Genomic DNA, 23,072 nt, shown 5'->3' with positions numbered 1-23,072 from the left:
TTTAATCTTTAGAGAAATCTTTAGAAAGCTAGGGCACCCTGAAAATCAAAAAAGCCATCTGCTAAGGTAGGGGTACAGCCCTTTTCTGGGGTACGCAAAAGAATTGCTAAGCTTGTTGAGTACTTACCTGGGAGCATTGTCCTATGTCTGAAGAACAAGTTTCGCCACCAGAGGCCCCGACTCCTGAACCTGAAACAGAAGCCGTCAGTCCAGAGGAAGTCACCGAAGCGGCAAAAGCTCTCCTTGCTGCTCTGCAACGCTTTGCAACTGCGCAACTCAAAGCCCTGCCCGCGGATGTCCAAAAAGCCCTTGAAACGGCGATCGCAGAGCTGAAGTCGAATGCTGATACCGTCTCTAGCCATGTCAAGGATTTTGAGGAGCGACTCAAAGCCGCGTGGGAGGTGCTCACTGCAAAGAAAGAGTTGCCCAGTAGTGGTGATGACGAACCCTAGCACGTTATTGCTTGAGCAATTCCCTTGGCAGGAGACACTCCAGTGGCAACCCACCCCCCAACAGCAGGAACAGTTCCAACGGTTCTATGGGGCTATCCTTGCAGCCAACCAAGGGATGAACCTGACGCGGATTACGGCAGTCCCCGATTTCTGGGAGAAGCACCTCTGGGATTCGTTGCGGGGGATTTTGCCGTGGCTTCAGCCCACTGGGGAAACGTTGTGGGGAACCAAGATTCAACGGGTCATTGATATTGGCAGTGGCGGTGGTTTTCCAGGGGTACCGGTGGCGATCGCCCGCCCCGATTGGTCAGTGACGCTCCTTGAAGCAACCCAAAAGAAAGTCAAATTTTTGCACTCTCTGGATTCAGCGGTTGGTTTGGCCAACATTTATCCAGAATGGGGGCGGGCAGAGTCCCATGAGCGCCGTTATGATTTGGCCTTGATTCGAGCTGTCGGTGATGTCGCTCGTTGTTGTGCCTATGGCTTGCCCCTGTTGCGCTCGGGGGGCATTTTAGTCCTGTACCGAGGCCAGTGGAGCGACGAGGATACCCAGCATCTAGAGACTCTCTTGCCGCGATACCGCAGTCGACGACTAGACATTCAGGGATTTACTACTCCTTTGAGTCATGCCCAACGGCACTGTGTTTACCTGCAGCGTCAGGGTTGAATCAGTGATCTTGGCGATCTTGTCCTCCTGGGGAGTTTTGATGTAAATAAATGTGACAATTGATGGTTTGGAATTTTCGCCATACACATTTAGGGGGGGATCAGTTATACACAAATAGAGAGCAAACCCAGAGATATATGGATGGGTTGGGGCAATTTGGCAAGTCTTGGAGGAATACTGTCAATGCTTAGCGATAATAATACAGGTTTTACAAGCTGGCTCGCCGATCTCCTCAATGGAATGGGTCTGGCATGGTGGGTCAAGATAGAGACGAAGACCCCCCCCTGCACGTACTACTTTGGCCCTTTTCTGACATCCATGGAGGCCGAAAAAGAGAAGGATGGCTACATTGAGGACTTGAAGGCTGAGGGAGCAGAGGGGCTTGAGGTTAGTGTGGTGCGCTGCCGTCCTGAAGAGGTGACCATTGACGCCGAAAAAAAGATGCGGGTGCCCCTTAGGGTCGGCATGACATAGGCTAAAGTCTGAATTGGCTCTAAAACTCCGTCCCTAAAGTTTCTTAAAGTAGGGTGCCCTCTTGTTTCTCCTAAGTACTTCCACTGGACGCCAACCCCGACAAGGCTATGTTCAACATTACCAAGGCGGATGGGATTCTCTGGGCGATCGCCTTTATTACGGGGTGTCTTTTCAGTCTCTTTCAGGGGGGGTGGCTGGGGATCTTGGCCCTAGGGGGGATGCTCTACGGGGGGCGCCGTTGGGGGGGTAAGGTTTGGCTGCGACTGCCTGCGAGTCAAAGTTTTGCGATCGCTACCGTGGTTGCCCTCTTGGCAACGCTTTATGTATGGCTGCGCACCCCCCAGCCCGGGGTGAATGACATCAGCAGTTTGGTGCCGCGTCTTGAGGCACTGAATCTAGCGCCAACGGTGCTTGTCGAGGGTCGTGTTGAAACCACACCCTTGCCCAATCGCGCTGGGCGACTACGCTTTTTTCTAGGGGTGGAGCGCTATGAAAATCTGAGTGGGGAAGCTGCTAAAAGTGGTGTGCTCCAAGGGCGGGCAAGCGGCCGTCTGTACGTCACTGTTCCAGCACAGCAAGGGGCAATGCTGCATCCCAGCCAACGGATTCGGCTTGCGGGACGGCTCTATCTTCCCCGCAGTGGGGGTAGTCAGTTTTTTCGTGCCTTTAACTTTCGGCGGCAGCTTCAGTTGCAGCACACCTTTGCGGGCTTAGCGGCCCGTAAGGTCACGATTTTGGATCAGGGATCACCCTGGGGGTTATGGGCACTGCGGCAGCGAATTGTCCAAGTCCATGCCCAAGGATTGGGCGATCGCTATGGGGCGGTGGTCTCGGCAATGGTGCTGGGGAACCGTGCGGTGGCAATTCCCTTTGAGGTGCGCGACAGCTTTCAGCGAGTGGGGCTTTCCCATGCCCTAGCGGCCTCTGGGTTTCATACGGCCATTTTGCTAGGGGTGGTCTTGGCGGTGGCGCGTTTCTTGCCACAGCAGTGGCGCTATGGCTTGGGGGCTGGGGTTTTGGTGATCTTTGTCTGTTTAAGTGGGTTTGCCCCCTCCGCAATGCGCGCTGTGCTAATGGGCTTGGCGGGGTTAGTGGCTTTAGTGAATGGTCAAAAGGGGCAACCCCTTGTCATTTTGCTGGCGATCGCCACCGCCATGCTGATCTACAACCCCCTTTGGATTGAGGACATTGGCTTTCAATTGAGCTTCCTCGCCACTTTGGGCTTAATTGTCAGCGCCCAACCCATCAGCGATCGCCTCCATTGGCTGCCGACACCCTTGCGCAACTCCCTTGCTACACCCTTAGCGGCCACCCTCTGGGTACTTCCTCTGTCCCTCGCTATCTTTGGCATTTTCCCTGTTTATGGTCTGCCCGCCAATGTGATTGCCAATCCTTTCCTGATTTTGTTGACCGTTGGCGGTTTTATCAGTGCAACGGTCGGTTTCATCCTTCCCCCCCTCGGCTCTGCCCTAGCCGGGCTGCTCTACTACCCCACGGCCTTGCTACTGTGGCTAATTGAAACCATCGGCCACTGGCCAGGAGCCGTGATTGCCCTTGGCAGCTTGGGTTGGCTACAGGTCATTGTCCTCTATGGTCTGATGCTACTGGTGTGGTTGAGTCCCCCCTGGCGGCGGCGCTGGCTGTTGCTGTTTACACTGGGCGTCACCCTTGTCCTTGTGCCGTTTATTTTCCGCCAAACCACCCTGTTCCAGGCCACTGTTCTGGCCAATACGCGGGTTCCCACCCTGGTGATTCAGCAACCGGCAGGTACCGTGGTGATCAACAGTGGCGATGCCCAAGGGCTGGCGGCCTTTCTGGCTCAAGAGGGCATTAACCGCATTGATTGGGCGGTGGCCAGCGATCGCCAGTACCGTCAACAGCAGGGCTGGCGTGACATTCATGGGATTACCCCCATTCGCCAATTTACGGATGTGCCAACGGCCAAAAGTGATCCTGCGTACCGGGAAATGTTGACTACCCTCAAGGTCTCCTATCAACCCCTCCCCCTGCGGCAACCTGTTCAACTGGGTCAGGTGAAAATTACTGTCCTGCGGGCGGATCCAGCCATCTTGACCTTGGAGATGGGCAACACTCAGTGGCTCTTTGTCACTGATCCGAGTCGGGATGCCGCGCAAACGGATTGGCTGGCCGTCACGCCCGTGGAACCGCCGCAGGTTCTCTGGTGGTGGGGGCGAAAATTAACGCCACGCCTCTTTGAGATTGTCAAGCCGCGCAGTGTCATTCTTAGTTGGAATAGCCTTGATCCGGCGATCGCCAGCTACTTAAAGCAGAAAAAAATTCCCTATTTTGTCGTTGGCGAAGTGGGGGAAGTCCGCTGGCAGGCCAATGGTTCCCTAAAGGCAAATGCTCCGCAAAACGATAGCTTGATCTAGCTCTCACTTTGGCGCAATCGCCAGTGCACAGTTGCCAATGTTGCTTGGGATACCTGCTAGGGGTGCTGGCGATCGGGGATCTTGCCCCCCATCCAGTGGCCAAAAGAGCCACAGCGATCCGCCGCCGTTGCATCCCCCGGAAGCCAGCGGCTGGGGAACTGCCCATAGGTGCCTAAAAATCTAGGCTTGGGTTTCTCCACGGGAGTCGTCACCGTAGCTGGGGGATTCGCGATAGATCGCATCCAGTTGGGCACGGGCATCCTCGACGCTCAAAGAGCGCATCACCAATAGGGGTTCATCAATCACACGGCCATCGCTATCTAAAAGTTCTGGATGGGTCACCCGTTGCGGTGAAAATTGCCGTTGTGACTCAATGCCGAGAGTCAACAAACTGCGAATCAAATTCGCCATGGCCAGTAGTGCCAAGACCGTAAAGACAACAATGTAGATCAACTGCAACATGAAGAAAGCACCTCCGAGCCAAGCGCTGAGAATGGTTTAAGCGTCACAAGATTTGGATAAGCGATAGTGGTGGGCAACCTGCCAGCACTCCATCAAGAGCGTATGCCACTGCATTAATACCTGTGTATCAACCCCCACTTGGCCGTCCGTTGCCCGAAAGAGGCTTTGGGCAGCAATCACATCGTTGAGGGCTGTCTCCACCCGTTCAAGGAGTGCCTGCTGTTCCGCCACCTCCAGGAAGGGAATGACTTCTGTCTGCAAGAGCGATCGCGATCGCGTGAACCAGTACTGAAAATCTTCAAGTAGCGGCTCCAGTAAGACCTTAAGTAGTTGAGGCTCAGGTAAATTTGAGTGCAGCATAGGGATTGATGAGGGCGACCTAACTTCTATCTTAAATCTTAAACTCGTTTACATATTGTTACATTTTTGATTTTTGAGTGCCCTTTCCTCGGGGCGATCGTTTGGAAGCAATCGAAGAGACGGTGTACCCTAAAAAAAGACTAAAAAATATCGATTCTGTCCCCATTAGCAGTGTGCATAGGTATGGACATCCGCGATTTTTTTGCCCAAAGTGCTGGCCGCTGGTTTTCCCAACGTACGAGTCATCACTTGGCTTTTAAGCAAACCGAGTCAGGCAAGTCTCAGTTAACCATTGAATTACTGTCCGTCGATGATCCTGCGGTAATTGCCCTGTGTCAGCAATATGACATGGATCCCGCTTGGGCAGTGTGCGGCGCACGGGTTAGCTGGGACGGCACAATGGAATGGGATAGCGAGAAGCACGAAGGCTCAACGGTACTGGTCCCCATCCTGGATCAGGGGTCGCGGATGGAAGGCAAGCTTCTGCGGGAAATGGGCTATGCCGAAAAAGCACCCGTTGCGGGTCGCTTCAGTATGGGCAGTGATGGTGCCCTGACATTGATTACCGAATACGAAACCATGTATTCCGAAGAGCGCCTCTGGTTTGCCAGCCCCAATTTACGTCTGCGCACCAGTATTCTCAAGCGCTTTGGTGGTTTTAGTATGGCTTCCTTCTGCTCGGAAATTCGCTTAGGGGTGACGCAACCCGCCAACTCCTGATGGTTTTTCTCCACGTTGCCATTAACGTCACGGATCTAGAGCGAGCTGCTGCCTTCTATGAAGGGTTGCTGGGTCTTACCCCCGTCGACCGCCCCCTGGAATTTCCCGGCCGCTGGTATCAAATCGGTGCCGTGCAAATTCATCTAATCCAAGCGCAGAAGGTGGTAGATACCCGTCAAGATCAACGGTGGGGACGTAACCCCCACTTTGCCCTTGGTGTAACTGATTTAGCCAGTCTCGAACAACGCCTAGTGGCAGCCCAAATCCGCTGGCAGCGCAGTGCCTCAGGACGAGCCGCAATCTTTGTCGCAGATCCCGATGGCAATTTGATTGAACTTAGCCAAATGTCCTAGAGCACCAGCTTGGCAGCTCCCAAGAACTGAATACCCCTTGGCTCAATGGCAAAGCGGTAGGGCAAAATTTCCACCCCCTCGTTGTAGGCAGCGCGCAAGAGTTGTCCATAGATGGGATCGGCACTGTCTCCGGGCGCAAAGCGATCGCAATCGCCGCGATTAATGAAGTAAAGCATACAGACACGGGCCTCCGGCTGGGTTTGCCGCAGCCACTGCAGTTCCCGCAAGTGCTTTTGACCTCGGGTGGTTACCGTATCAGGGAACAGCGCTAAGCCCCCCTGCGCCCAAGTGGTATTTTTCACCTCAACATAGGCGGAGGGCTGTTGAGGATGATCCGTTAAGTAAAAGTCAATGCGGCTGCGCTCCTGACCATAGGCCACCTCTCGCTGCTGCGTACCGTAGCCAGCCAGTTCCGGTAGGATGCCTGCCGCCAATGCCGAAGCGATGACCCGATTGGGTAGACTGGTATTCACCCCTACCCACGTACCGTCAACAAAAATCATTTCCCACGTATAGGCCAGCTTGCGCTTGGGATCCGCATGGTAGGAGACTTGAACGGGGGCACCTACTTGGCAAATCCCCGTCATTGGGCCTGTATTTGGACAGTGGGCCGTAATGCGATCGCCAGAGGTCAACTCAATCTCAGCAAAAAATCGCCGATAGCGCCGACAGAGAATTCCTTCTTGGAGCGGTGGATAGTGCCAGCAGAATGTAGGAGTCACAGAGGATCAGTGGAAAGCGCAAGCCCTCATTTTACCCCCAAAAGTAAAATGCCAGCCTCCTTTGGTTATATGGAAGCCAGCATTCTACGGAATATTAAAGGGGATTTAAGGTTAAGGTCTATATGGGCTGACCTCAATTGAATACCCCTATCATGGCATCACTTTTTGGCAGGGGCACCTTTCCTAATCTTTTCTTTATATTTACGTTGCAAAGTTTTGATCTTTCGTTACATGTCTAAAAGTTGCGCAGTATTGCCCTGAAAACTTCCCTGTCCTCCCCACAAGAAACGCCCCTAAATCCCGTAGTATTAAGATGTATGTCGCAAATCTTAAAAATTTCTGAGGTATGACCGCCGAAACCCCTGATGTTGCGCCCTTAGATCGGTTTGAGTGCCGTGCCTGCGGCTACATCTATGAACCAGCAAAGGGAGACGAGAATCGCTCGATTCCGCCCGGCACAGCCTTTGCTGATCTCCCCGTAAACTGGCGGTGCCCAGTGTGCAGTGCCCCAAAAAAGCAATTTAGCAACATTGGACCTGTCGGATCCCCCTCGGGCTTCAAGGAGAATCTGAACTACGGCTTGGGTGTGAATCGCCTCACCCCTGGCCAAAAAAACATCCTCATTTTTGGTGGTCTTGCCCTTGCTGTTCTTTTTCTACTGAGTTTCTATAATGTTCGCTAAACAAATTGACATTTACTGGCAAAAAATGAAAGGAATCAAGTTCCTGCATTGGCTACTAGTGACCGTTCTCCTCTGGGTGAGCCTGAGCACCCCTGCCCTGGCTATCCCTGCTTTGGACTACAACCCTTGGGAAGCCATCCAACTGCCAACAACCTCAACGATTCTTGACATGAGCTTTATTGACCGTAATCACGGTTGGTTAGTCGGTACCAATGCCACGCTAATGGAAACTCGCGACGGTGGTCAAACCTGGGAACCGCGCACACTGGTTTTAGATAACCCCGACTATCGCTTCAACAGCGTTAGCTTCCAGGGGAACGAGGGCTGGATTGTCGGTGAGCCGCCAATTATGCTGCACACAACCGATGGCGGCCAGTCTTGGAGCCAAATTCCCCTCAATCCCAAACTCCCCGGCTCGCCCCGCCTGATCAAAGCCCTCGGCAATGGCTCTGCGGAAATGATGACCAACGTGGGGGCAATTTACCGCACCAAAGATAGTGGCAAAAACTGGCAAGCATTAGTCCAAGAAGCCATTGGTGTCATGCGCAACCTCAACCGTTCGCCCTCTGGAGAGTATGTGGCTGTTTCCTCGCGGGGGAGCTTTTACTCTACTTGGGAACCGGGCCAAACCGCTTGGGAACCCCATAATCGCACCACCTCACGCCGCCTCCACAATATGGGCTTTACCCCTGATGGTCGGCTCTGGATGATTGTCAATGGGGGTAAAATCGCCTTCTCTGATCCAGAGAATTCTGAGAATTGGGGAGAACTGCTGAGTCCTCTGCGTCGCAATAGTGTTGGCTTCCTTGATCTGGCCTATCGCACACCCAACGAAGTATGGCTAGCAGGGGGTGCCGGCGTGCTGCTGTGTAGCCAAGATGGTGGCCAAACCTGGCAGCAGGATGTGGACGTGAAGCAAGTCCCCTCCAACTTTTATAAAATTCTCTTCTTTGGTCCCGATCAAGGGTTCATCCTCGGCCAGAAGGGCATCTTACTGCGGTATGTGACTGACTTGAGGGCTGCTCCAGCGTAATCTAGAAAATAACCGCCGAGCATCGGGTCGAGTCTCGTTATGACACCCAGCAGCACTTCATTCTCCCTTCATGAGGGCAGTAGCTTTTTGCGCAATATCTGGTACTATGGCCTGCCAGCCGCTGACCTTAAACCGGGTCAGTGTCAAGCCAAGGTGCTTTTAGGAGAACCCATCCTATTTTGTCGTACCACTTCAGGCAAGCCCTTTGCCCTGCGTAATCTCTGCCCTCACCGTGGCATTCCCCTGCACTATGGTCGCTTTGATGGCGAAGAGGTGGAGTGCCCCTACCACGGCTGGCGCTTTAATGCCCACGGCCACTGTACGCTGATTCCCTCCCTGACGAGTGATAGCGATGTGGATCTCAAAAACTTTGGGGTGTTGAGCTATCCGGTGCGCGAGGTGCAGGGCAATCTCTGGATTTTTTTCCCGGCCAATGAGCGCAATGTCAGCGAGCCCACCCTAGAGGTGCCCCTTGTTCCCGGATTTAGTGCCGAGACCCAACCCCAAGCGGTACAAAAATTCATCTTTCCGGGACATCTAGATCAGGTGTTTATTAACTTTATGGATCCCTCCCATGCGCCCTTTGTCCATGGGGCCTGGTGGTGGCGCAAGCGCGGCAAGCTCTTTGAGAAGGCGAAAACCTTTGATCCGTCGCCCTATGGCTTTACAATGCGCCGTCATCCCCTGTTGCGCAAGTCTTGGGCACACCATATTTTGGGTGGCCACCCTGAGGTGGAAATTATCTATCGGCTGCCGGGCATTCGCATTGAAACTAACTATAGCGATCGCCACACCTTTTGTTTTCTGATTACCCTCACCCCCATTAACGATCAGGAAACTGAACTCACCGCCACCTACTACTGGACATTTCCTTGGCTTGCTCCCCTGAAACCCCTACTGGCTCCCCTAGCGCGGGAATTTCTCAACCAAGATTTGCGCATTGTAGCCAAGCAAAGCGAAGGCCTGAAGTACAAGCCACCCTTGACGCTCATTAAAGAAGCAGATTACCAAGCCAAGTGGTACTACCAGCTTAAACGGGAGTATGAAAAGGCCACCCAAGAGGAACGGGAATTTGTCAACCCCCTGAAAACCCAAGTCCTGCGCTGGCGATAAAGGCAGCAGTCCCTCTGGTAGGATCAGAGGGTTAAATCTAAGTTATTCACACTGGCTGTACCTATGCTCCTAGACCTATCGGGAAAACGTGCCCTTGTGACAGGGATTGCCAATAATCGCTCGATTGCTTGGGGGATTGCCCAACAGCTCCATGCAGCGGGTGCTGAGCTGGCAGTGACGTACCTGCCCGACGAGCGGGGAAAGCTCAAGCAAAAGGTCGAGGAACTGACAGCCCCCCTTGTTCCCAAGCTGCTCCTGCCGCTAGATGTGCAGCAACCTCAACAAATTGACGACGTCTTTGCGGCGATTCAATCCACATGGGGTGGCTTAGATATCTTGATTCACTGTTTGGCCTTTGCCCAAAAAGAAGATCTCAGTGGTAACTTTTCAGCAGTCTCCCTTGAAGGCTTTCATCTTGCCCTCGACATTAGTGCCTACTCCCTCATCTCCCTCAGCCGTGCCGCCAAACCGCTGATGACCCATGGGGGTTCAATCATTACCCTCACCTATTTGGGGGGGGTGCGGGTTGTGCCAAACTACAACGTCATGGGCATTGCTAAGGCAGCCCTAGAAATGAACGTGCGCTACCTGGCAGCGGAACTAGGGCCTCTGAATATCCGCGTCAATGGTATCTCTGCGGGACCAATTCGCACCTTAGCCTCCTCAGCTGTAGGGGGCATTCTGGACATGATTCACCATGTGGAAGCCACGGCTCCCCTGCGGCGCACGGTAACCCAAACAGAAGTGGGCAACACAGCCGCTTTTCTGGCCAGTGATCTAGCCAGTGGCATCACTGGCCAAATTCTTTATGTGGATTCGGGCTACTGCATCATGGGGATGTGAGGGGCATGCGCTAGAGTAGAGTCAACGAGTTATTGACGAGGCGAAGCATGGGTTTACTTGATCGTGTGGGCATGGTAATTCGCTCTAACCTCAATGCCCTAGTGAGTGCTGCCGAAGATCCGGAAAAAATTCTCGAGCAAACGATTATTGATATGAATGCCGACTTGGTGAAGTTACGCCAAGCGGTTGCTCAGGCCATTGCCGCCCAAAAACGACTCGAACAACAGTACACCCAAAATCTTAAGGATGCCCAGCAGTGGGAAGAGCGGGCACGGCTTGCCCTCAGTAGAGGAGATGAAGCACTGGCTCTCGAAGCCTTGAACCGCAAGAAAACTGCCGCAGATACCGCTATTGCCCTCAAAGCCCAGGTGGATCAAATGGCTGCTCAAGTGAAAACCCTTAAGGACAACTTGACGGCCCTTGAAAGCAAAATTTCTGAGGCCAAAACGAAGAAGGAAATGCTTAAGGCACGGGTTCGTGCAGCCAAAGCCTCCGAACAGATTCATCAAGCGGTTAGCAAGGTGGGCACCTCCAATGCGATGGCGGCATTTGAACGCATGGAAGATAAAGTGCTTCAAATGGAGGCCCGCTCCCAAGCTATTGCTGAACTGAGTGGCGATACGCTCGAAAGTAAATTCGAAGCCCTCCAAAGCACTGCTAACAAGCAGGACGTGGAATTTGAGCTGCTGGAAATGAAGCGGCAAATGGGCCTGTTGACTGATGCCCCCTCCGCGGGGACGCTACCCCAGACCGCCAGTGGCAGCAGTCAATTGAATATCAATATCAATGTCTCTGCTCCTGAAGTGCAGGACGCACCACGCACCAGTTCATCGTCTCAAAGTAAATCTAAATCTATTGATGACGATATGGCAGAACTTCGCCGCCTACTAGAGAGTTAGTTTCAGTGGGTCGCCTGGGATTCGAACCCAAGACCAATCGGTTAAAAGCCGAGTGCTCTACCGCTGAGCTAGCGACCCGCGCTGTTTCACAGCTTTTTCAGTATAGAGAAAACCACCTTGAAAGACAAGGGGTTAGGGGGACAGCCAGTGGGGAAATTTGCAAAATTGTTCTAGGCTGAGGGGGTGGATGCGCGGATGTGCCTCAGCCTGGGCGCGATCGCCCGCGGTGGTATAGCCCCAGGTGGCCAAGAAGAGTTTTGTTTCCTCGAGTTCCGATGTTGCCGCAACCTGTAGTAGTGCCCCAAGGCGATCTTCAACAAACCACAGGGGAGCGCCATAGGTTGACTGCAGTGCCTGAAGAATCACAGGTTTTGGCTGCTGTTGCTCTTTGCCATAGATGGCCTCCGAGGGAAAAGAAAGGCCCGCCTGCTCCAGCAAATAGGTGACAAAGCGCTGCTCCTTGGTGGTGACAATGGCGAGGGCTTGCCCTTGGGCCTGCCAGTGTTGCACAGCGGCTATGACACCGTCATAAAAGTTATGGAGCGCTAACCAGCTTTGCCAGTCCGTTTCAATCCAGCGATCGCGCAGGCCGTCCACTCGTGCTCCTAAATCAGCGGCAGTGAGATGATAGGTAGCCAGCAGGCGATCGCACACCTTTGGCCAATCTTGGAGAATCTCTTGAGCAGGGGTACCTTCAACAATTGCCCGCAACAGCAGCGGCATCTCCCACCCCACCGTAATCACAGCGCGCAATTGACCAAATTGCCTTTCTAGTTTCTCTAGGGAAATCCCAAGGGGCTGCTCAGGCCACACCTGCTGATAGACTCGCCAACTGGTTTGAAAATATTCCCGCAGGCCGTTACAGAGAACGCCATCAAAATCTAAGGCCAGCAATGAGGGGAATATTTGTGCCATTGATTTCTAAAACCTAACTGGGGCGGGAGGATTCGAACCCCCGAATGGCGGGACCAAAACCCGCTGCCTTACCGCTTGGCGACACCCCATTGCATCGCTTTGTTAGCATAACAAGTCTGGTGACCTTTGTTCAAGGGATAGACTAATTTTTTTTCGTGCCTAAATGCTGTAGTAAAGGGGAAAGGACTTTGCCTCCCGTGGCTTAATAAAGACCTGTTGTTGGGGTTCAAGGTGCAGCTCATCAAATCGCTCTCGCGATAGGTGTGCCATCAATTCCTGCCCATCGTCTAAGCGCAGTTCCACCTGAATTTCCCAGCCCAAGTGAATGATGCGGTGAATGCGAGCTGAGACCGTGTTGCCGTTGGGACTGGTTTCAATAATGATGTCGCGCGGGCGCAGAAAAATATCGCAGTGGGGAGCCGTGCCTTGGGTTTGCTGGAAGACGCGAGCGCGTAAGACATTGACAGGGCCAATAAAGCTCATCACAAAGGGGCTGGCGGGATGGTCGTAAATTTCAGCGGGGGTGCCCACCTGCTCCACTTGCCCTTTGTTCATGACGACAATTTGATCCGCGACTTCCATGGCTTCCTCTTGGTCGTGGGTTACGAAGACCGTTGTCACATGGACATCGTCGTGGAGGTGGCGTAGCCATGCTCGCAGTTCCTTGCGCACTTTGGCATCGAGGGCAGCAAACGGTTCATCGAGCAACAGCACTTTAGGTTCTACGGCGAGGGCACGGGCCAGAGCCACCCGTTGGCGTTGCCCGCCGGAGAGCTGAGAGGGGTAGCGATCGCCCAAGCCAACCAACTGCACCAACTCGAGCAATTCCTCCACCCGCGCTTTGATCTTGGCACGGGGTACCTTGCGCAGCTCTAGGCCAAAGGCGATATTTTGGCGCACGGTCATGTGCTTAAAAAGGGCATAGTGCTGAAAGACGAAGCCAATATTACGCTCTTGGACACTTTGATAGGTGGCATCCTTACCCGTGAGGAGAATCCGGCCAGTGTCGGGCATCTCTAGACCCGCAATTAGTCGCAGTAAGGTTGATTTACCAGAACCCGAAGGCCCCAACAGCGCCACCAAAGAGCCACTGGCAATATCCAAATCCACTTGCTTGACCGCTTGAAAGGAGCCAAAGGACTTAGAAACATTTTCAATGGTGATGCCCATAGCACTGCCAGTAATACTCTCGTTTGTCTATAAGATTACAGTAGTTTTGAAGCCTTGTGTCTTTGTCTACAGAGCAAACGCATACTCAAACACTGGCAAGGAGACGAGCAAGGCAGTCATCGCCCCATCCTACCCTCAAACGTTTTGCCCCGAGGACCCCCCATCCAGCACCCAGTGCACTTGGTTTTTAATCCCCCAGTGACCCGCACCGCTTAGGAAGGTTGCCTGTTAGGGGAGGTCATCGGCAGAAGCTAAGGGGCGAAGATAGGTCTGCACAAATGCCTGATAGAAGCCTAGGACGCGCTTATCTTTGAAGACAGCAGGAACGCGGGCAAAGGCGGCACGGGAAATGATGGCATATTCAGGAATGGCAAATACGCTTGTGTCACTGGCTTGATACTGGGGCCAAAAGTAGGGGGTGAGGTGGGGGAGTTTCTGGAGAATCCGTGCAATTTCTGCCTGGGCAACCGCCATTGCCTGATCGGTTGTCGGAGCACCATTAAAGAAAATGGGTAAAGGAAGGGGACCCCGTTCACGGCGCAAGGTGTGGATTTCATTAAAGAGAAATTGGTGAATCACCTGAGCCGCATTGTTGAGGGAGGAGAGATCGGTGTGGCGGGTGGGAATCAAAACGGCGTCACTGGCGTATACGGCGCTCTTAGTTAAAAAAAGCCAAGCACTGGGGCAGTCAATGAGAATGTAGTCGTAGCGATCGCGCAAGGGGGCGAGGAGTTCCCGCAGGCGGGTAATGGGTGGATTTTGGGTTTGCATTGCCTGAATGAGGATGCTTTGCAGTTGTGGCCCAGCGGGAATGGCATCAAAAATATGGGCAGATTTAATACTGCTACTGGTGCGCAGGCGCAAGTCAAAGGGGCGAATCGCGGCTGTAATCGGCTCATCAGGATTTTGCAGACAAGCCGCAAGGGTCGTACTTGTGGGGGTTAGCTCAAGAGTGCGGCTGAGATCCCCCTGAGGGTCACAGTCAATCAGTAAAACGGCCGCATCCGCCACAGCAAGGGTGGCTCCCAAGTTAATCGTGGTGGTGGTTTTGCCCACGCCCCCTTTGTGATTGTAGATGCAGAGAGTAGTGGCACGGGGGCGCGATCGCAAGCAGGTTTTGAGGTCGTCGATAATGCTCTCAAGGCGATCGCCCGTCAGTTCATAGTTGGGCGTGGCTGGATAGACCAAGTGGCCATGGCGTTGAAAAAGCTGAAGATGGCGGGCATTGGTGATCAACCCCCAAGCGGTTCCTTGGCAATGGCAGCCCCTGAGAAGTTGGCGCAGTTGTTGTAGGGCGCGGCTATGGTGGGCAGAACCATTCTCAAGGTTCAAGGCCACCGTTTGACTGGGGGTATTGCGCGAGCGACGGGCAGGGGTTTTAATCTCCACAATTAAATCGGGGTCAACTGGACTCTGAGAAAAGGGAGGCTGATTCTCGCGGGGAAACCGCGCTGCCACATCGGCAATGCCCATACCTGTATCAAAAGAAGAGAGGCGATCGCGATCGCCAAACCCCAACACACTCAACAGCGGTCGGACAAAGTGCTCCTCAATAACGGCTTCCGAGGTTTCGTCACCGTGAATTTGTTGCCATTGCGATCGCAAGCGGGAAATATCCAAGGTTCAGCACCATCCAGCCGTTTTGAATGTTTGAGAATAGGTGGGCCGCCCCCGAGCGTCAAGATCACAACGCTACCAAATCACTGTGGATTGGGCTTTCCAAAGGCCTTGATCATTGGCTATGATAATAAATCTGCACATCTTTCACATTCGTCCCCTTGGGTGTCCTCACCGGATCATGGACGGATGGTTGTTTAACCCATAGGAGTACAACTCAATGGCAGTTCTTAGCCTTGCCCAAATGCTGGAGGCAGGGGTTCATTTTGGCCACCAAGCCCGCCGCTGGAACCCCCGGATGGCACCCTACATCTTCACGGTTCGCAATGGGGTGCACATCATTGACCTCGTACAAACCGCCCAACTGGTGGATGAAGCCTACAACTACATCCGCAACGCTGCTGAAAAAGGCAAACGCTTTTTGTTTATTGGTACCAAGCGTCAAGCCGCCGGCATTGTCGAACAGGAAGCGCTCCGCTGCGGCAGTTACTACGTCAACCAGCGCTGGCTGGGGGGAATGCTCACTAACTGGAATACGATTAAAACCCGTGTCGATCGCCTCAAAGAACTAGAAAGCATGGAGGAAAACGGCCTCATTGATCTGCGGCCCAAACAGGAAGCCTCAGCCCTGCGGCGAGAGCTGGCACGCCTACAAAAATACCTTGGCGGGATCAAACAAATGCGGCGGCTGCCCGATGTTGCGATCATTGTGGATGTCAAGCGGGAGTACAACGCCGTTGCCGAGTGTCACAAATTGGGGATTCCTATCGTGGCGCTGCTAGATACCAACTGTGACCCCACCCAAGTGGATATTCCCATCCCCGCTAACGATGATGCCATCCGTTCGATTAAGCTGATTGTGGGCAAACTCGCCGATGCCATTTACGAAGGCCGCCATGGTCAGTTGGAGGAACCCGAAGCCAATCTCGCTGATGAGGACGACGATGGGATGACCGCCAGCGACGATGGTGATGCCGAAGCTCTAGATATTCCAGATGACTCTGACGCTTAATCCTTGAGGAACCGATCATGGCAGAGATTTCAGCCAAACTAGTCAAAGAACTGCGGGACAAAACCGGTGCCGGCATGATGGACTGCAAGAAAGCCTTGCAGGAGTCCAATGGCGATATGGAAGCCGCCATTGCTTGGCTGCGGCAAAAGGGCCTAGCCTCTGCGGGTAAAAAGGCCGGGCGTCTAACCAGTGAAGGTCTGGTGGATAGCTACATTCACACCGGTGGGCGCATTGGTGTGCTGGTGGAGGTGAACTGCGAAACTGACTTTGTCGCTCGTAACGAGAAATTTAAAACCCTGGTCCAAGACATTGCCAAGCAAATTGCTGCTTGCCCCAATGTGGAATTTGTCTCCCTAGACGATATTCCCGCCGAGTACAAGGAGAAAGAACGCCAGATTGCCCTTGGTTCCGATGCCTTGAAAGGGAAACCCCCAGAAGTCCAAGAAAAAATTGTTGCTGGCAAGCTGGAAAAAACCCTCAAAGAGCTCTGTTTGCTCTACCAGCCCTTTATCCGCGATCAGTCCAAGACTGTTGAAGAGTTGGTGAAAGAGCACATTGCCGAACTGGGCGAAAATATCCAGATTCGCCGCTTCCAACGCTTTGTCCTCGGTGAGGGGATCGAGAAGCAAGAAACTAACCTTGCTGAGGAAGTAGCTGCCCAAACCCAAGCCATGAGTGCTGCTGCAAAAACCGCCGAAGCAACTGCAGAGGTGGCTGAAACTGCCCCACCTGAAGTGAGCGCACCTGAACCGGCAGCGGAAGTGACAACTGAAGAGCCAGCCCCAGAACCTGTAGCAGCTGCTGAGCAGACGGCGGAACCTGCGGCTGAAAGCAAGGGATTCGGTGCCGCTACCAAAAAATCCGGTGGCAAGTCTCGCCCAAACAAGAAGAAAAAATAAGGCCCCTAGGCGTAGCCATGGGCTTGGAGAAACGCAAGGTCAATTTCGTTATTCACTGCGGTTGAGGCGTTTTGGGGCTGGAGAAACTTGCGGGTATATTTGCCCAGTAGATCCGCCTCTAGGTTCACCCCATCGCCAACCCTAAGAAATTGCAACGTGGTTTCTGCATAGGTATGGGGGATGACAGCAATGCTGAACTCATCCCCTTTTTCATTGCAATGGGCAATAGTGAGGCTAATGCCATTGATGGCAATACTGCCTTTGGGGATAATGTACACTGCCACCGTTTCAGGGGCGGAGAATGTCAGTTCCCAACTGGTGCCTGTGGGAGCGATCGCCAGTAGGGTGCCGACACCATCCACATGACCAGTAACAAAATGTCCCCCCACCCTATCGCCTACCCGCAGGGCAGGTTCGAGGTTGACCATTGCTCCCGCTGCCGCTTTGGCCGCCAATGTAGTGCGCTGTAGCGTTTCCGGAGAGACGCTGACTGTAAACCCCGTGGCATCAACGGTTTCCACTGTGAGGCAAACACCCTCAACAGCAATACTATCGCCAATGGCCACATCCCCAAGGAAAGGGGCATCGCTGGCAGTAATCACCAACTGTGACTCGGAGCGTTGCTGGAGCACACCGATCGCCTGAATAATACCAGTAAACATTGTTATCTATCCCTTAAGTAGATTCAAGTAGATGAGATTTAAGTAGATGCCTTTGATAAAACCTCAACTCTGCCTCAAGGGCGGTGGCGATCGTGCTACTTTGGCGGAAGCCGTGCCCCTCTTCGGCAAAGGTGTAATACTCGACGGGAATGCCCTTGGCCTGAAGGGCGGCCACCATCTGTTCCGCTTGGCCGGGGGGAACAACCACATCCTTTAGCCCTTGAAAGAAAATCACGGGGCAGGTGAGGCAATCCGCATGGTAAAGGGGCGATCGCTGGCGGTAGAGGTCTGCCCCTTCGGGATAGGGGGCAATCAGTTGATCAAAATAATGGGCCTCAAAGGCATGGGTTTCCTTGAGCAGGCTCAGGAGATCACCAATGCCGTAGTAACTTGCCCCCACATGGAAGACGCGCGTAAATGTCAGTGCACAAAGGGTGGTATAGCCGCCGGCACTGCTGCCACGAATTGCCAAGCGATCGCCCGCCACTCGTCCTTGAGCCACCAAATACTCCGCCCCTGCAACACAGTCGGCCACATCCACCACTCCCCACTGTCCCCGCAGGGCATTGCGATAGGCGCGACCATAGCCGGTACTGCCACGATAGTTGACATCTAACACCGCAAAGCCGCGACTGGTCCAGAACTGGATGCGCAGATCTAAGCCAGTGCCACTGGCGGCCGTAGGCCCCCCATGGCTTCTCACGATTAAGGGTGGGCGTGACGGGGGCTGCACTTGGGGATTTTGGGGCGGGTAGAAAAAGCCGTAGGCGGTGGCCCCCTCAGTTGTCGGAAATGCAATCCGCTCGGGCTGAGAAATCCACTCAGGCGGCAGGGGAGAAGCAATGGGCCGAAGCGATGTTGTGGTGCCGTCCTCAAGATTGAACTGCCCAATATGGGGAGGCAACAGGGGCGAACTGGCAACAAAGGCAACGGCGCGATCGCTCACCCGAACGAGGGAATGGATCTCGGTATAATCCGTCGGAACAGTTTGCCATTTACCTGTTTCTAGGGAAACCACTGCCAGCTGCCATAGCCCGCGATCGCTATAGGTTAAGACCGCCGTCTCTGGATTCACCAGAGCATAGGTGGATTGACCAAAAACCCACAGGGGTACACCGGCATCATAACTGGCTTGCCAAACGGGGTCATGGCGGCTATCACAGTAACGATAGAGATTCCACCAGCCAGAGCGATCGCTGATGTAGTAGAGGGTCTTTCCCTGCCATTGGGGTTGTTGGACAGATTCCTCACTGCTGCCAGCAATGCGGTAGGGGGTACCCAGGGAACCGTCACTACTGACCATGGCGCCCCACAGTTCACAGCCATCCCAGGGCATCTGCGGTGCTGACCATTGCAGCCAGACAAGGGTCTTACCGTCTGGACTCAGGCGGGGTGCCCCATAGAAGCCTGCTCCTTGAACCAGCACGGTTCGCTCTCCCCCTAAGGCAATAGCCACAATGGACTGTTGGCTACGACCCTCTGCTAGAAGCACCTCTTGCACACACAGCAGGCGATCGCGCCAAGGATCAACACAGCCATCAGCAAAGCGAGTATTGGCAGCTTGGTAGATTAACGTGGGGTGGGGTTCCCCAAGGGCATAGATGCCCTGATCGGTATCATTGACAAAGTAAATCTGATCACCATGGCACCAGTAGGCGCCGCCGCCATACTCATTCACTCGCGATCGCGCACTCCAGGGGGCAGCCAAAAGTTCTTGCCCTTGACGCACCAACACCACGCGCCCCTTTTGTTGAGGACGCCGCTCTAACCACACCAGACCCAGAGGAGTAGAGCACAATTCACTGAGACTGGTGGCAGCAGCACTAACTTCCGCTGCAGAAAGGATGGAAGGCCAGTAGCCGCAGTCTAGACTCATTGGGGAAGTTGCTCAAGCACCAATTTTTGCCGTTTCACTGGCTCGGGGATGCTAATCGGGTACTTGCCGGTAAAGCAGGCGGAACAGAAGCGATCGCCCGTATCGTAGGTGGCGGCAATCATCCCCTGCCAACTGAGGTAACTCAGGGAATCCACGCCAATCTGAGCGGCAATCTCAGGCACAGACTTGGTGGCGGCAATCAGTTGATCTTGAGTATCGGTGTCAATGCCATAGAAGCAGGGGTGAGTGACAGGGGGCGAAGAAATACGCATGTGGACTTCCACAGCACCGGCATCCCGCAGTGCCTTGACAATTTTGCGGCTAGTGGTGCCCCGCACAATCGAGTCATCGACAATCACCACCCGCTGTCCCATCAGTACATCCCGCAGCGGATTCAGCTTCATGCGAATTCCCGACTCCCGCATCGACTGGGTGGGCTGAATAAAGGTGCGCCCCACGTAGCGATTTTTAATCAAGCCTTCGGCGTAGGGTACCCCCGTCGCTTGGGAAAAGCCAATGGCCGCTGGCACGCCAGAATCAGGCACAGCAATCACCACGTCGGCATCGGCGGGAGCTTCCCGACCCAACTGGTACCCCAAGCGCTGCCGGTAGCTATAGAGGCTCTCCCGCTGCATGACACTATCAGGACGGGCAAAGTAAATCATCTCAAAGATACACAGCTTCCGTTGGGACTCTGCCCATTGTATGCTGCCAATCCCTTCAGGAGTAATGTGGACGAGTTCCCCCGGCTCCACATCCCGCACATAGTCGGCACCAATAATATCAAGGGCGCAGGTCTCCGAAGCAAGGACATAATGGGCTGTCCCTTCTATCATCAGGCGGCCAATCACTAAGGGACGAATGCCGTGGGCATCCCGCAGGCCAAACAATCCCGCTGGGGTACCCACCACTAAACTAAAAGCCCCTTGGCACTGTTGAGCCGCAGTAATCATGCCCTCTGACCAGGATTGGCCAGTGGCCACCGCTTGGGCGATCGCCCAGGCAATGAGTTCAGAATCTGTTGTACTCGCCAACACCGCCGTGGGCGCATCACAGGCCAGCACCTGTTCCCGCAGGGCGTAGGTATTCACCAAGTTGCCGTTGTGGGCTAAGGCCAAAGGTCCTAGGCGGGTTTCCACTACCACTGGTTGGGCGTTGACAATGCGACTGGAACCTGTGGTTGAGTAGCGGTTGTGGCCGACAGCCAAATCTCCCACCAGCCGTCCAAGAATCTCTTCATCAAAGACTTGGGACACCAAGCCCATATCCTTGTAACAGTGGACGGTGTTTCCAGCAAATGTGGCAATGCCAGCCGATTCCTGACCTCGATGTTGCAGGGCATAGAGACCAAAGTAGGCGAGGCGAGCCACATCCGCCCCGGGGGCATAGACCCCAAACACACCACAGGCTTCTTCCGGCTTATCAGCAAATTGTTGTTCTGTCATTTAGTCCAAATATTTCGGCAGGGGCGATCGCCACGCAAGAGCTAACTCCTTTATCGTAACCTTGATAAGCAGAGAATTGTCACAGGTGTCAATACACAGTTCGGTATGTTCACCATTAACAACCCCTAAGCGTGTCCAAGCATTGGGCAATTGCGCCTGCACATAGGCCTCCCATGCTGTCTGTTCCGTCGGTGGCACAGAAACCAGAATTCGCGCCCCCCCTTCAGCAAATAGCAGCACATCCCAGCGGGGATAGGTGCCCGCTGGTAATTGAATCTTCGCCCCCCGCTGGCCGCTGAGACAGCTTTCTGCCAAGGCCACAGCCAAACCACCTTCACTGAGATCGTGGGCACTGGCAATCCAACCCTGCTGAATGCCATAGCGACACACTGCCTGCACTCGCTGCTCTAGGTCTAAATCAATCTGAGGTGGACAACCGGCCACAAGCCCATGAATCTGGGCCAGGTATTCTGAACCGCCTAGGCTCAGGCGCGGATCACTCAAAGGCGTAGTCAGAGGCAACCCCAATAGGTAGATGACATCCCCTGGCGATCGCCAGCCCTGACCGACAACCCGCTGCAGGTCGGCAATCAACCCCACCATCCCCACCACAGGGGTCGGATAAATGGGCTGGGGCTGGCCATTCCTATCAATTGTTTCGTTGTAGAGGGAGACGTTCCCACCTGTGACCGGCGTTTGCAGGGCATGACAAGCCTCGGCAAGACCTCGGCAGGCATTGGCTAACTGCCAGTAACCCACAGCGGTTTCTGGGCTACCAAAATTGAGGTTATCGGTAACAGCCAGAGGCTCTGCCCCAACACAACTGAGATTACGAGCAGCTTCGGCAACGGCTGCTTTGCCCCCTTCGTAGGGATCCAGATACACATAGCGGCTGGGGCAATCCACGGTTGCAGCAATTCCTTTTGGCGTACCCCGCAGGCGAATCACTGCTGCATCGGCATCGCCGGGGAAGATCAAGGTATTATTTTGGACTTCGTGATCGTACTGACGATAGACCCAGGCTTTAGAGGCAATACTGGGGGTAGCAAGGAGCGTGAGCAAAATCTCCGCGGGCGATCGCGCCGGTAGCGGTAATTGATCCACCGACCACTGCCGCGCCTGTTGGACATAGGCTGGCGGCTCATTAGGGCACTGTCGCTCATAGAGGGGAGTATCTTCGGCAAGGGCACGGGCAGGCACCTCTGCGGCCACCTCGCCACGGTAAAGCACCCGCACCACCGGTTCAGCAATGACACGCCCCACAACCACCGCCTGCAAGCCCCAACGATGGAAAATCTCAATCAGTTCTGCTTCCCGTCCTTGCGCCGCCACAAACAGCATCCGTTCTTGGGATTCCGAAAGCAGAAACTCGTAGGGCACCATCCCCTGTTCCCGCACGGGCACCTTGTCCAAGTCCAGTTCAATGCCCACACCGCCTTTGGCAGCCATTTCCGAGGTCGAACAGGTCAATCCTGCCGCCCCCATATCTTGGGCGGCCACAACTGCTCCAGTTTGAAAGGCTTCCAGACAGGCTTCAATGAGGCATTTTTCCATGAAGGGATCCCCCACTTGAACAGCGGGGCGATCGCCCATTGACTCATCCGTCAGCTCGGCACTGGCAAAACTGGCTCCCCCCATGCCATCCCGCCCCGTGGTGGCGCCAACGTAGAGGACTGGATTGCCAATACCACTGGCTGCCGATTTAACAATCTCTGGGGTTTCCATAAGACCCAGGGCCATGGCATTCACCAAGGGGTTACCGGTATAGCAGGGGTCAAAATAGACCTCCCCCCCCACTGTGGGCACACCGACACAGTTGCCATAGTGGGCAATACCCGCCACTACTCCTTTCACCAATTGTTGGGTTTTTGCTTCCTTAAGATCACCAAAGCGCAGGGCGTTCAGCAGGGCAATGGGACGTGCCCCCATCGTAAAAATATCCCGCAGAATCCCCCCCACTCCAGTCGCTGCTCCCTGAAAGGGTTCAATGGCCGAAGGATGGTTGTGGGACTCAATCTTAAAAGCAAGGCGCAAGCCATCCCCTAAGTCCACAACACCAGCATTCTCACCGGGACCGACAAGAACCCGTGGTCCTTGGGTAGGAAACTGCTTCAGCAGGGGCCGCGAGTTTTTGTAGCAGCAATGCTCCGACCACATCACGCCGAACATTCCCAATTCCGTGCGGTTGGGATGACGGCCTAGGCGACGGACAATTTCAGCATATTCCTGGGGCTTGAGACCTTCTGCAGCAATCTCAGCCTCAGTGACGAGGGGGGTTTGGCTCATGGCAAAGGATCATTCAG

General features: G+C 54.2%; 24 protein-coding genes and 2 tRNA genes. 13 read left to right on the top strand and 13 right to left on the bottom strand.

All coding sequences use genetic code 11. The features are described 5' to 3' along the window. Nucleotides 1-143: 143 nt before the first annotated feature. From IGQ16_RS11670 to IGQ16_RS11655, 4 genes are all read left to right on the top strand, one after another. On the top strand, nt 144-452 hold the full coding sequence (locus IGQ16_RS11670; RefSeq protein ID WP_024124753.1) for a hypothetical protein: 309 nt from the start codon (nt 144-146) through the stop codon (nt 450-452). Then, nucleotides 439-1,119, top strand: a complete 681-nt coding sequence (rsmG, locus tag IGQ16_RS11665; RefSeq protein ID WP_041429085.1) for a 16S rRNA (guanine(527)-N(7))-methyltransferase RsmG — start codon at nt 439-441, stop codon at nt 1,117-1,119. The genes IGQ16_RS11670 and rsmG overlap by 14 nt, the downstream gene beginning before the upstream one ends. 183 nt (nt 1,120-1,302) lie before the next feature. After that, nucleotides 1,303-1,593 (top strand): DUF1816 domain-containing protein, encoded by a 291-nt coding sequence (locus IGQ16_RS11660; RefSeq protein ID WP_297061645.1) that lies wholly within the window; start codon nt 1,303-1,305, stop codon nt 1,591-1,593. 107 nt (nt 1,594-1,700) lie between these two features. After that, nucleotides 1,701-3,986 carry a ComEC/Rec2 family competence protein gene (locus tag IGQ16_RS11655; protein WP_297061642.1) on the top strand — a complete coding sequence of 762 codons (2,286 nt, stop codon included), beginning with the start codon at nt 1,701-1,703 and terminating at the stop codon, nt 3,984-3,986. A 56-nt stretch (nt 3,987-4,042) separates the two neighbouring features. On the opposite strand, the gene IGQ16_RS11650 is transcribed toward IGQ16_RS11655, so the two are convergent. The 3 genes from IGQ16_RS11650 to IGQ16_RS11640 are packed head-to-tail and all read right to left on the bottom strand — an operon-like array spanning nt 4,043 to nt 4,808. Further along, entirely contained in the window at nt 4,043-4,186 is a 144-nt protein-coding gene (locus IGQ16_RS11650; protein ID WP_297061640.1) for a hypothetical protein, read from the bottom strand. After that, nucleotides 4,167-4,448 (bottom strand): DUF2973 domain-containing protein, encoded by a 282-nt coding sequence (locus IGQ16_RS11645; protein ID WP_024124749.1) that lies wholly within the window; start codon nt 4,446-4,448, stop codon nt 4,167-4,169. Before IGQ16_RS11645 ends, IGQ16_RS11650 begins: the two co-directional genes overlap by 20 nt. Nucleotides 4,449-4,484: 36 nt before the next feature. After that, nucleotides 4,485-4,808 carry a DUF2605 domain-containing protein gene (locus tag IGQ16_RS11640; protein ID WP_024124748.1) on the bottom strand — a complete coding sequence of 108 codons (324 nt, stop codon included), beginning with the start codon at nt 4,806-4,808 and terminating at the stop codon, nt 4,485-4,487. A gap of 183 nt (nt 4,809-4,991) precedes the next feature. On the opposite strand from IGQ16_RS11640, the gene IGQ16_RS11635 reads away from it, so the two are divergent. After that, on the top strand, nt 4,992-5,528 hold the full coding sequence (locus IGQ16_RS11635) for a phycobiliprotein lyase (protein ID WP_024124747.1): 537 nt from the start codon (nt 4,992-4,994) through the stop codon (nt 5,526-5,528). Next, a complete protein-coding gene (locus IGQ16_RS11630) occupies nt 5,528-5,881 on the top strand; it encodes a VOC family protein (RefSeq protein ID WP_297040220.1) in 354 nt (117 codons plus the stop codon). Before IGQ16_RS11635 ends, IGQ16_RS11630 begins: the two co-directional genes overlap by 1 nt. Here the strand turns inward: IGQ16_RS11630 and sfsA are convergent. Continuing rightward, the gene (gene sfsA / locus IGQ16_RS11625) at nt 5,878-6,603 is read right to left on the bottom strand and encodes a DNA/RNA nuclease SfsA (protein WP_297040217.1); all 726 of its coding nucleotides are present in this window, start codon (nt 6,601-6,603) and stop codon (nt 5,878-5,880) included. The genes IGQ16_RS11630 and sfsA overlap by 4 nt on opposite strands. Before the next feature lie 346 nt (nt 6,604-6,949). Here sfsA and IGQ16_RS11620 point away from each other — a divergent pair, with 346 nt between their 5' ends. The 5 genes from IGQ16_RS11620 (at nt 6,950) to IGQ16_RS11600 (ending at nt 11,173) form a co-directional block, all read left to right on the top strand. Continuing rightward, nucleotides 6,950-7,285 carry a rubredoxin gene (locus IGQ16_RS11620; protein ID WP_024124744.1) on the top strand — a complete coding sequence of 112 codons (336 nt, stop codon included), beginning with the start codon at nt 6,950-6,952 and terminating at the stop codon, nt 7,283-7,285. After that, on the top strand, nt 7,275-8,318 hold the full coding sequence (locus tag IGQ16_RS11615) for a photosynthesis system II assembly factor Ycf48 (RefSeq protein WP_024124743.1): 1,044 nt from the start codon (nt 7,275-7,277) through the stop codon (nt 8,316-8,318). Before IGQ16_RS11620 ends, IGQ16_RS11615 begins: the two co-directional genes overlap by 11 nt. A gap of 39 nt (nt 8,319-8,357) precedes the next feature. Then, on the top strand, nt 8,358-9,431 hold the full coding sequence (locus IGQ16_RS11610) for an aromatic ring-hydroxylating dioxygenase subunit alpha (RefSeq protein ID WP_297061638.1): 1,074 nt from the start codon (nt 8,358-8,360) through the stop codon (nt 9,429-9,431). 63 nt (nt 9,432-9,494) lie between these two features. Then, nucleotides 9,495-10,274: an enoyl-ACP reductase FabI gene (gene fabI / locus IGQ16_RS11605; protein WP_297061635.1), complete on the top strand. Its 780-nt coding sequence runs from the start codon at nt 9,495-9,497 to the stop codon at nt 10,272-10,274. Between the two features lie 47 nt (nt 10,275-10,321). Further along, the gene (locus IGQ16_RS11600; protein ID WP_297061631.1) at nt 10,322-11,173 is read left to right on the top strand and encodes a PspA/IM30 family protein; all 852 of its coding nucleotides are present in this window, start codon (nt 10,322-10,324) and stop codon (nt 11,171-11,173) included. A 6-nt stretch (nt 11,174-11,179) separates the two neighbouring features. On the opposite strand, the gene IGQ16_RS11595 is transcribed toward IGQ16_RS11600, so the two are convergent. From IGQ16_RS11595 to IGQ16_RS11575, 5 genes are all read right to left on the bottom strand, one after another. Beyond that, nucleotides 11,180-11,251: transfer RNA gene (locus IGQ16_RS11595), tRNA-Lys, on the bottom strand. A 54-nt stretch (nt 11,252-11,305) separates the two neighbouring features. After that, complete coding sequence (locus IGQ16_RS11590) at nt 11,306-12,088, bottom strand: HAD family hydrolase (RefSeq protein ID WP_024124739.1); 783 nt, start codon at nt 12,086-12,088, stop codon at nt 11,306-11,308. A gap of 17 nt (nt 12,089-12,105) precedes the next feature. Continuing rightward, a tRNA-Gln gene (locus IGQ16_RS11585) sits at nt 12,106-12,177 on the bottom strand. 70 nt (nt 12,178-12,247) lie between these two features. After that, nucleotides 12,248-13,258, bottom strand: a complete 1,011-nt coding sequence (locus IGQ16_RS11580; protein ID WP_024124738.1) for a TOBE-like domain-containing protein — start codon at nt 13,256-13,258, stop codon at nt 12,248-12,250. 228 nt (nt 13,259-13,486) lie between these two features. Next, a complete protein-coding gene (locus tag IGQ16_RS11575; protein WP_297061630.1) occupies nt 13,487-14,878 on the bottom strand; it encodes a ParA family protein in 1,392 nt (463 codons plus the stop codon). 217 nt (nt 14,879-15,095) lie between these two features. Here IGQ16_RS11575 and rpsB point away from each other — a divergent pair, with 217 nt between their 5' ends. Beyond that, nucleotides 15,096-15,887 (top strand): 30S ribosomal protein S2, encoded by a 792-nt coding sequence (gene rpsB / locus IGQ16_RS11570; RefSeq protein ID WP_024124736.1) that lies wholly within the window; start codon nt 15,096-15,098, stop codon nt 15,885-15,887. A 17-nt stretch (nt 15,888-15,904) separates the two neighbouring features. After that, nucleotides 15,905-16,786 (top strand): translation elongation factor Ts, encoded by an 882-nt coding sequence (gene tsf / locus IGQ16_RS11565; RefSeq protein WP_297040201.1) that lies wholly within the window; start codon nt 15,905-15,907, stop codon nt 16,784-16,786. A 5-nt stretch (nt 16,787-16,791) separates the two neighbouring features. Here tsf and IGQ16_RS11560 read toward each other — a convergent pair whose 3' ends face one another. The 4 genes from IGQ16_RS11560 to purL are packed head-to-tail and all read right to left on the bottom strand — an operon-like array spanning nt 16,792 to nt 23,055. Then, the gene (locus IGQ16_RS11560; protein WP_297040199.1) at nt 16,792-17,448 is read right to left on the bottom strand and encodes a riboflavin synthase; all 657 of its coding nucleotides are present in this window, start codon (nt 17,446-17,448) and stop codon (nt 16,792-16,794) included. Nucleotides 17,449-17,461: 13 nt separating this feature from the next. Beyond that, entirely contained in the window at nt 17,462-19,324 is a 1,863-nt protein-coding gene (locus IGQ16_RS11555) for a S9 family peptidase (protein WP_297061627.1), read from the bottom strand. Then, nucleotides 19,321-20,769 carry an amidophosphoribosyltransferase gene (purF, locus tag IGQ16_RS11550; RefSeq protein ID WP_024124732.1) on the bottom strand — a complete coding sequence of 483 codons (1,449 nt, stop codon included), beginning with the start codon at nt 20,767-20,769 and terminating at the stop codon, nt 19,321-19,323. Before purF ends, IGQ16_RS11555 begins: the two co-directional genes overlap by 4 nt. Then, nucleotides 20,770-23,055, bottom strand: coding sequence for a phosphoribosylformylglycinamidine synthase subunit PurL (purL, locus tag IGQ16_RS11545; RefSeq protein ID WP_297061626.1), 2,286 nt, complete (start codon nt 23,053-23,055; stop codon nt 20,770-20,772). Nucleotides 23,056-23,072: the final 17 nt, after the last annotated feature.

Origin of the sequence: Thermosynechococcus sp. M3746_W2019_013 (genome assembly GCF_015296045.1) — a bacterium.
In the GTDB taxonomy this organism is placed as follows: domain Bacteria; phylum Cyanobacteriota; class Cyanobacteriia; order Thermosynechococcales; family Thermosynechococcaceae; genus Thermosynechococcus.
This window is presented reverse-complemented; position numbering and strand designations above follow the sequence as displayed.

What these genes read in the sequence shown, in the direction of transcription:
- IGQ16_RS11670 (WP_024124753.1), top strand. Translation starts at nt 144, where the DNA reads ATGTCTGAAGAACAAGTTTCGCCACCAGAGGCCCCGACTCCTGAACCT.
- rsmG (WP_041429085.1), top strand. Translation starts at nt 439, where the DNA reads ATGACGAACCCTAGCACGTTATTGCTTGAGCAATTCCCTTGGCAGGAG.
- IGQ16_RS11660 (WP_297061645.1), top strand. Translation starts at nt 1,303, where the DNA reads ATGCTTAGCGATAATAATACAGGTTTTACAAGCTGGCTCGCCGATCTC.
- IGQ16_RS11655 (WP_297061642.1), top strand. Translation starts at nt 1,701, where the DNA reads ATGTTCAACATTACCAAGGCGGATGGGATTCTCTGGGCGATCGCCTTT.
- IGQ16_RS11645 (WP_024124749.1), bottom strand. Translation starts at nt 4,448, where the DNA reads ATGTTGCAGTTGATCTACATTGTTGTCTTTACGGTCTTGGCACTACTG.
- IGQ16_RS11640 (WP_024124748.1), bottom strand. Translation starts at nt 4,808, where the DNA reads ATGCTGCACTCAAATTTACCTGAGCCTCAACTACTTAAGGTCTTACTG.
- IGQ16_RS11635 (WP_024124747.1), top strand. Translation starts at nt 4,992, where the DNA reads ATGGACATCCGCGATTTTTTTGCCCAAAGTGCTGGCCGCTGGTTTTCC.
- IGQ16_RS11630 (WP_297040220.1), top strand. Translation starts at nt 5,528, where the DNA reads ATGGTTTTTCTCCACGTTGCCATTAACGTCACGGATCTAGAGCGAGCT.
- IGQ16_RS11620 (WP_024124744.1), top strand. Translation starts at nt 6,950, where the DNA reads ATGACCGCCGAAACCCCTGATGTTGCGCCCTTAGATCGGTTTGAGTGC.
- IGQ16_RS11615 (WP_024124743.1), top strand. Translation starts at nt 7,275, where the DNA reads ATGTTCGCTAAACAAATTGACATTTACTGGCAAAAAATGAAAGGAATC.
- IGQ16_RS11610 (WP_297061638.1), top strand. Translation starts at nt 8,358, where the DNA reads ATGACACCCAGCAGCACTTCATTCTCCCTTCATGAGGGCAGTAGCTTT.
- fabI (WP_297061635.1), top strand. Translation starts at nt 9,495, where the DNA reads ATGCTCCTAGACCTATCGGGAAAACGTGCCCTTGTGACAGGGATTGCC.
- IGQ16_RS11600 (WP_297061631.1), top strand. Translation starts at nt 10,322, where the DNA reads ATGGGTTTACTTGATCGTGTGGGCATGGTAATTCGCTCTAACCTCAAT.
- IGQ16_RS11590 (WP_024124739.1), bottom strand. Translation starts at nt 12,088, where the DNA reads ATGGCACAAATATTCCCCTCATTGCTGGCCTTAGATTTTGATGGCGTT.
- IGQ16_RS11580 (WP_024124738.1), bottom strand. Translation starts at nt 13,258, where the DNA reads ATGGGCATCACCATTGAAAATGTTTCTAAGTCCTTTGGCTCCTTTCAA.
- rpsB (WP_024124736.1), top strand. Translation starts at nt 15,096, where the DNA reads ATGGCAGTTCTTAGCCTTGCCCAAATGCTGGAGGCAGGGGTTCATTTT.
- tsf (WP_297040201.1), top strand. Translation starts at nt 15,905, where the DNA reads ATGGCAGAGATTTCAGCCAAACTAGTCAAAGAACTGCGGGACAAAACC.
- IGQ16_RS11560 (WP_297040199.1), bottom strand. Translation starts at nt 17,448, where the DNA reads ATGTTTACTGGTATTATTCAGGCGATCGGTGTGCTCCAGCAACGCTCC.
- IGQ16_RS11555 (WP_297061627.1), bottom strand. Translation starts at nt 19,324, where the DNA reads ATGAGTCTAGACTGCGGCTACTGGCCTTCCATCCTTTCTGCAGCGGAA.
- purF (WP_024124732.1), bottom strand. Translation starts at nt 20,769, where the DNA reads ATGACAGAACAACAATTTGCTGATAAGCCGGAAGAAGCCTGTGGTGTG.
- purL (WP_297061626.1), bottom strand. Translation starts at nt 23,055, where the DNA reads ATGAGCCAAACCCCCCTCGTCACTGAGGCTGAGATTGCTGCAGAAGGT.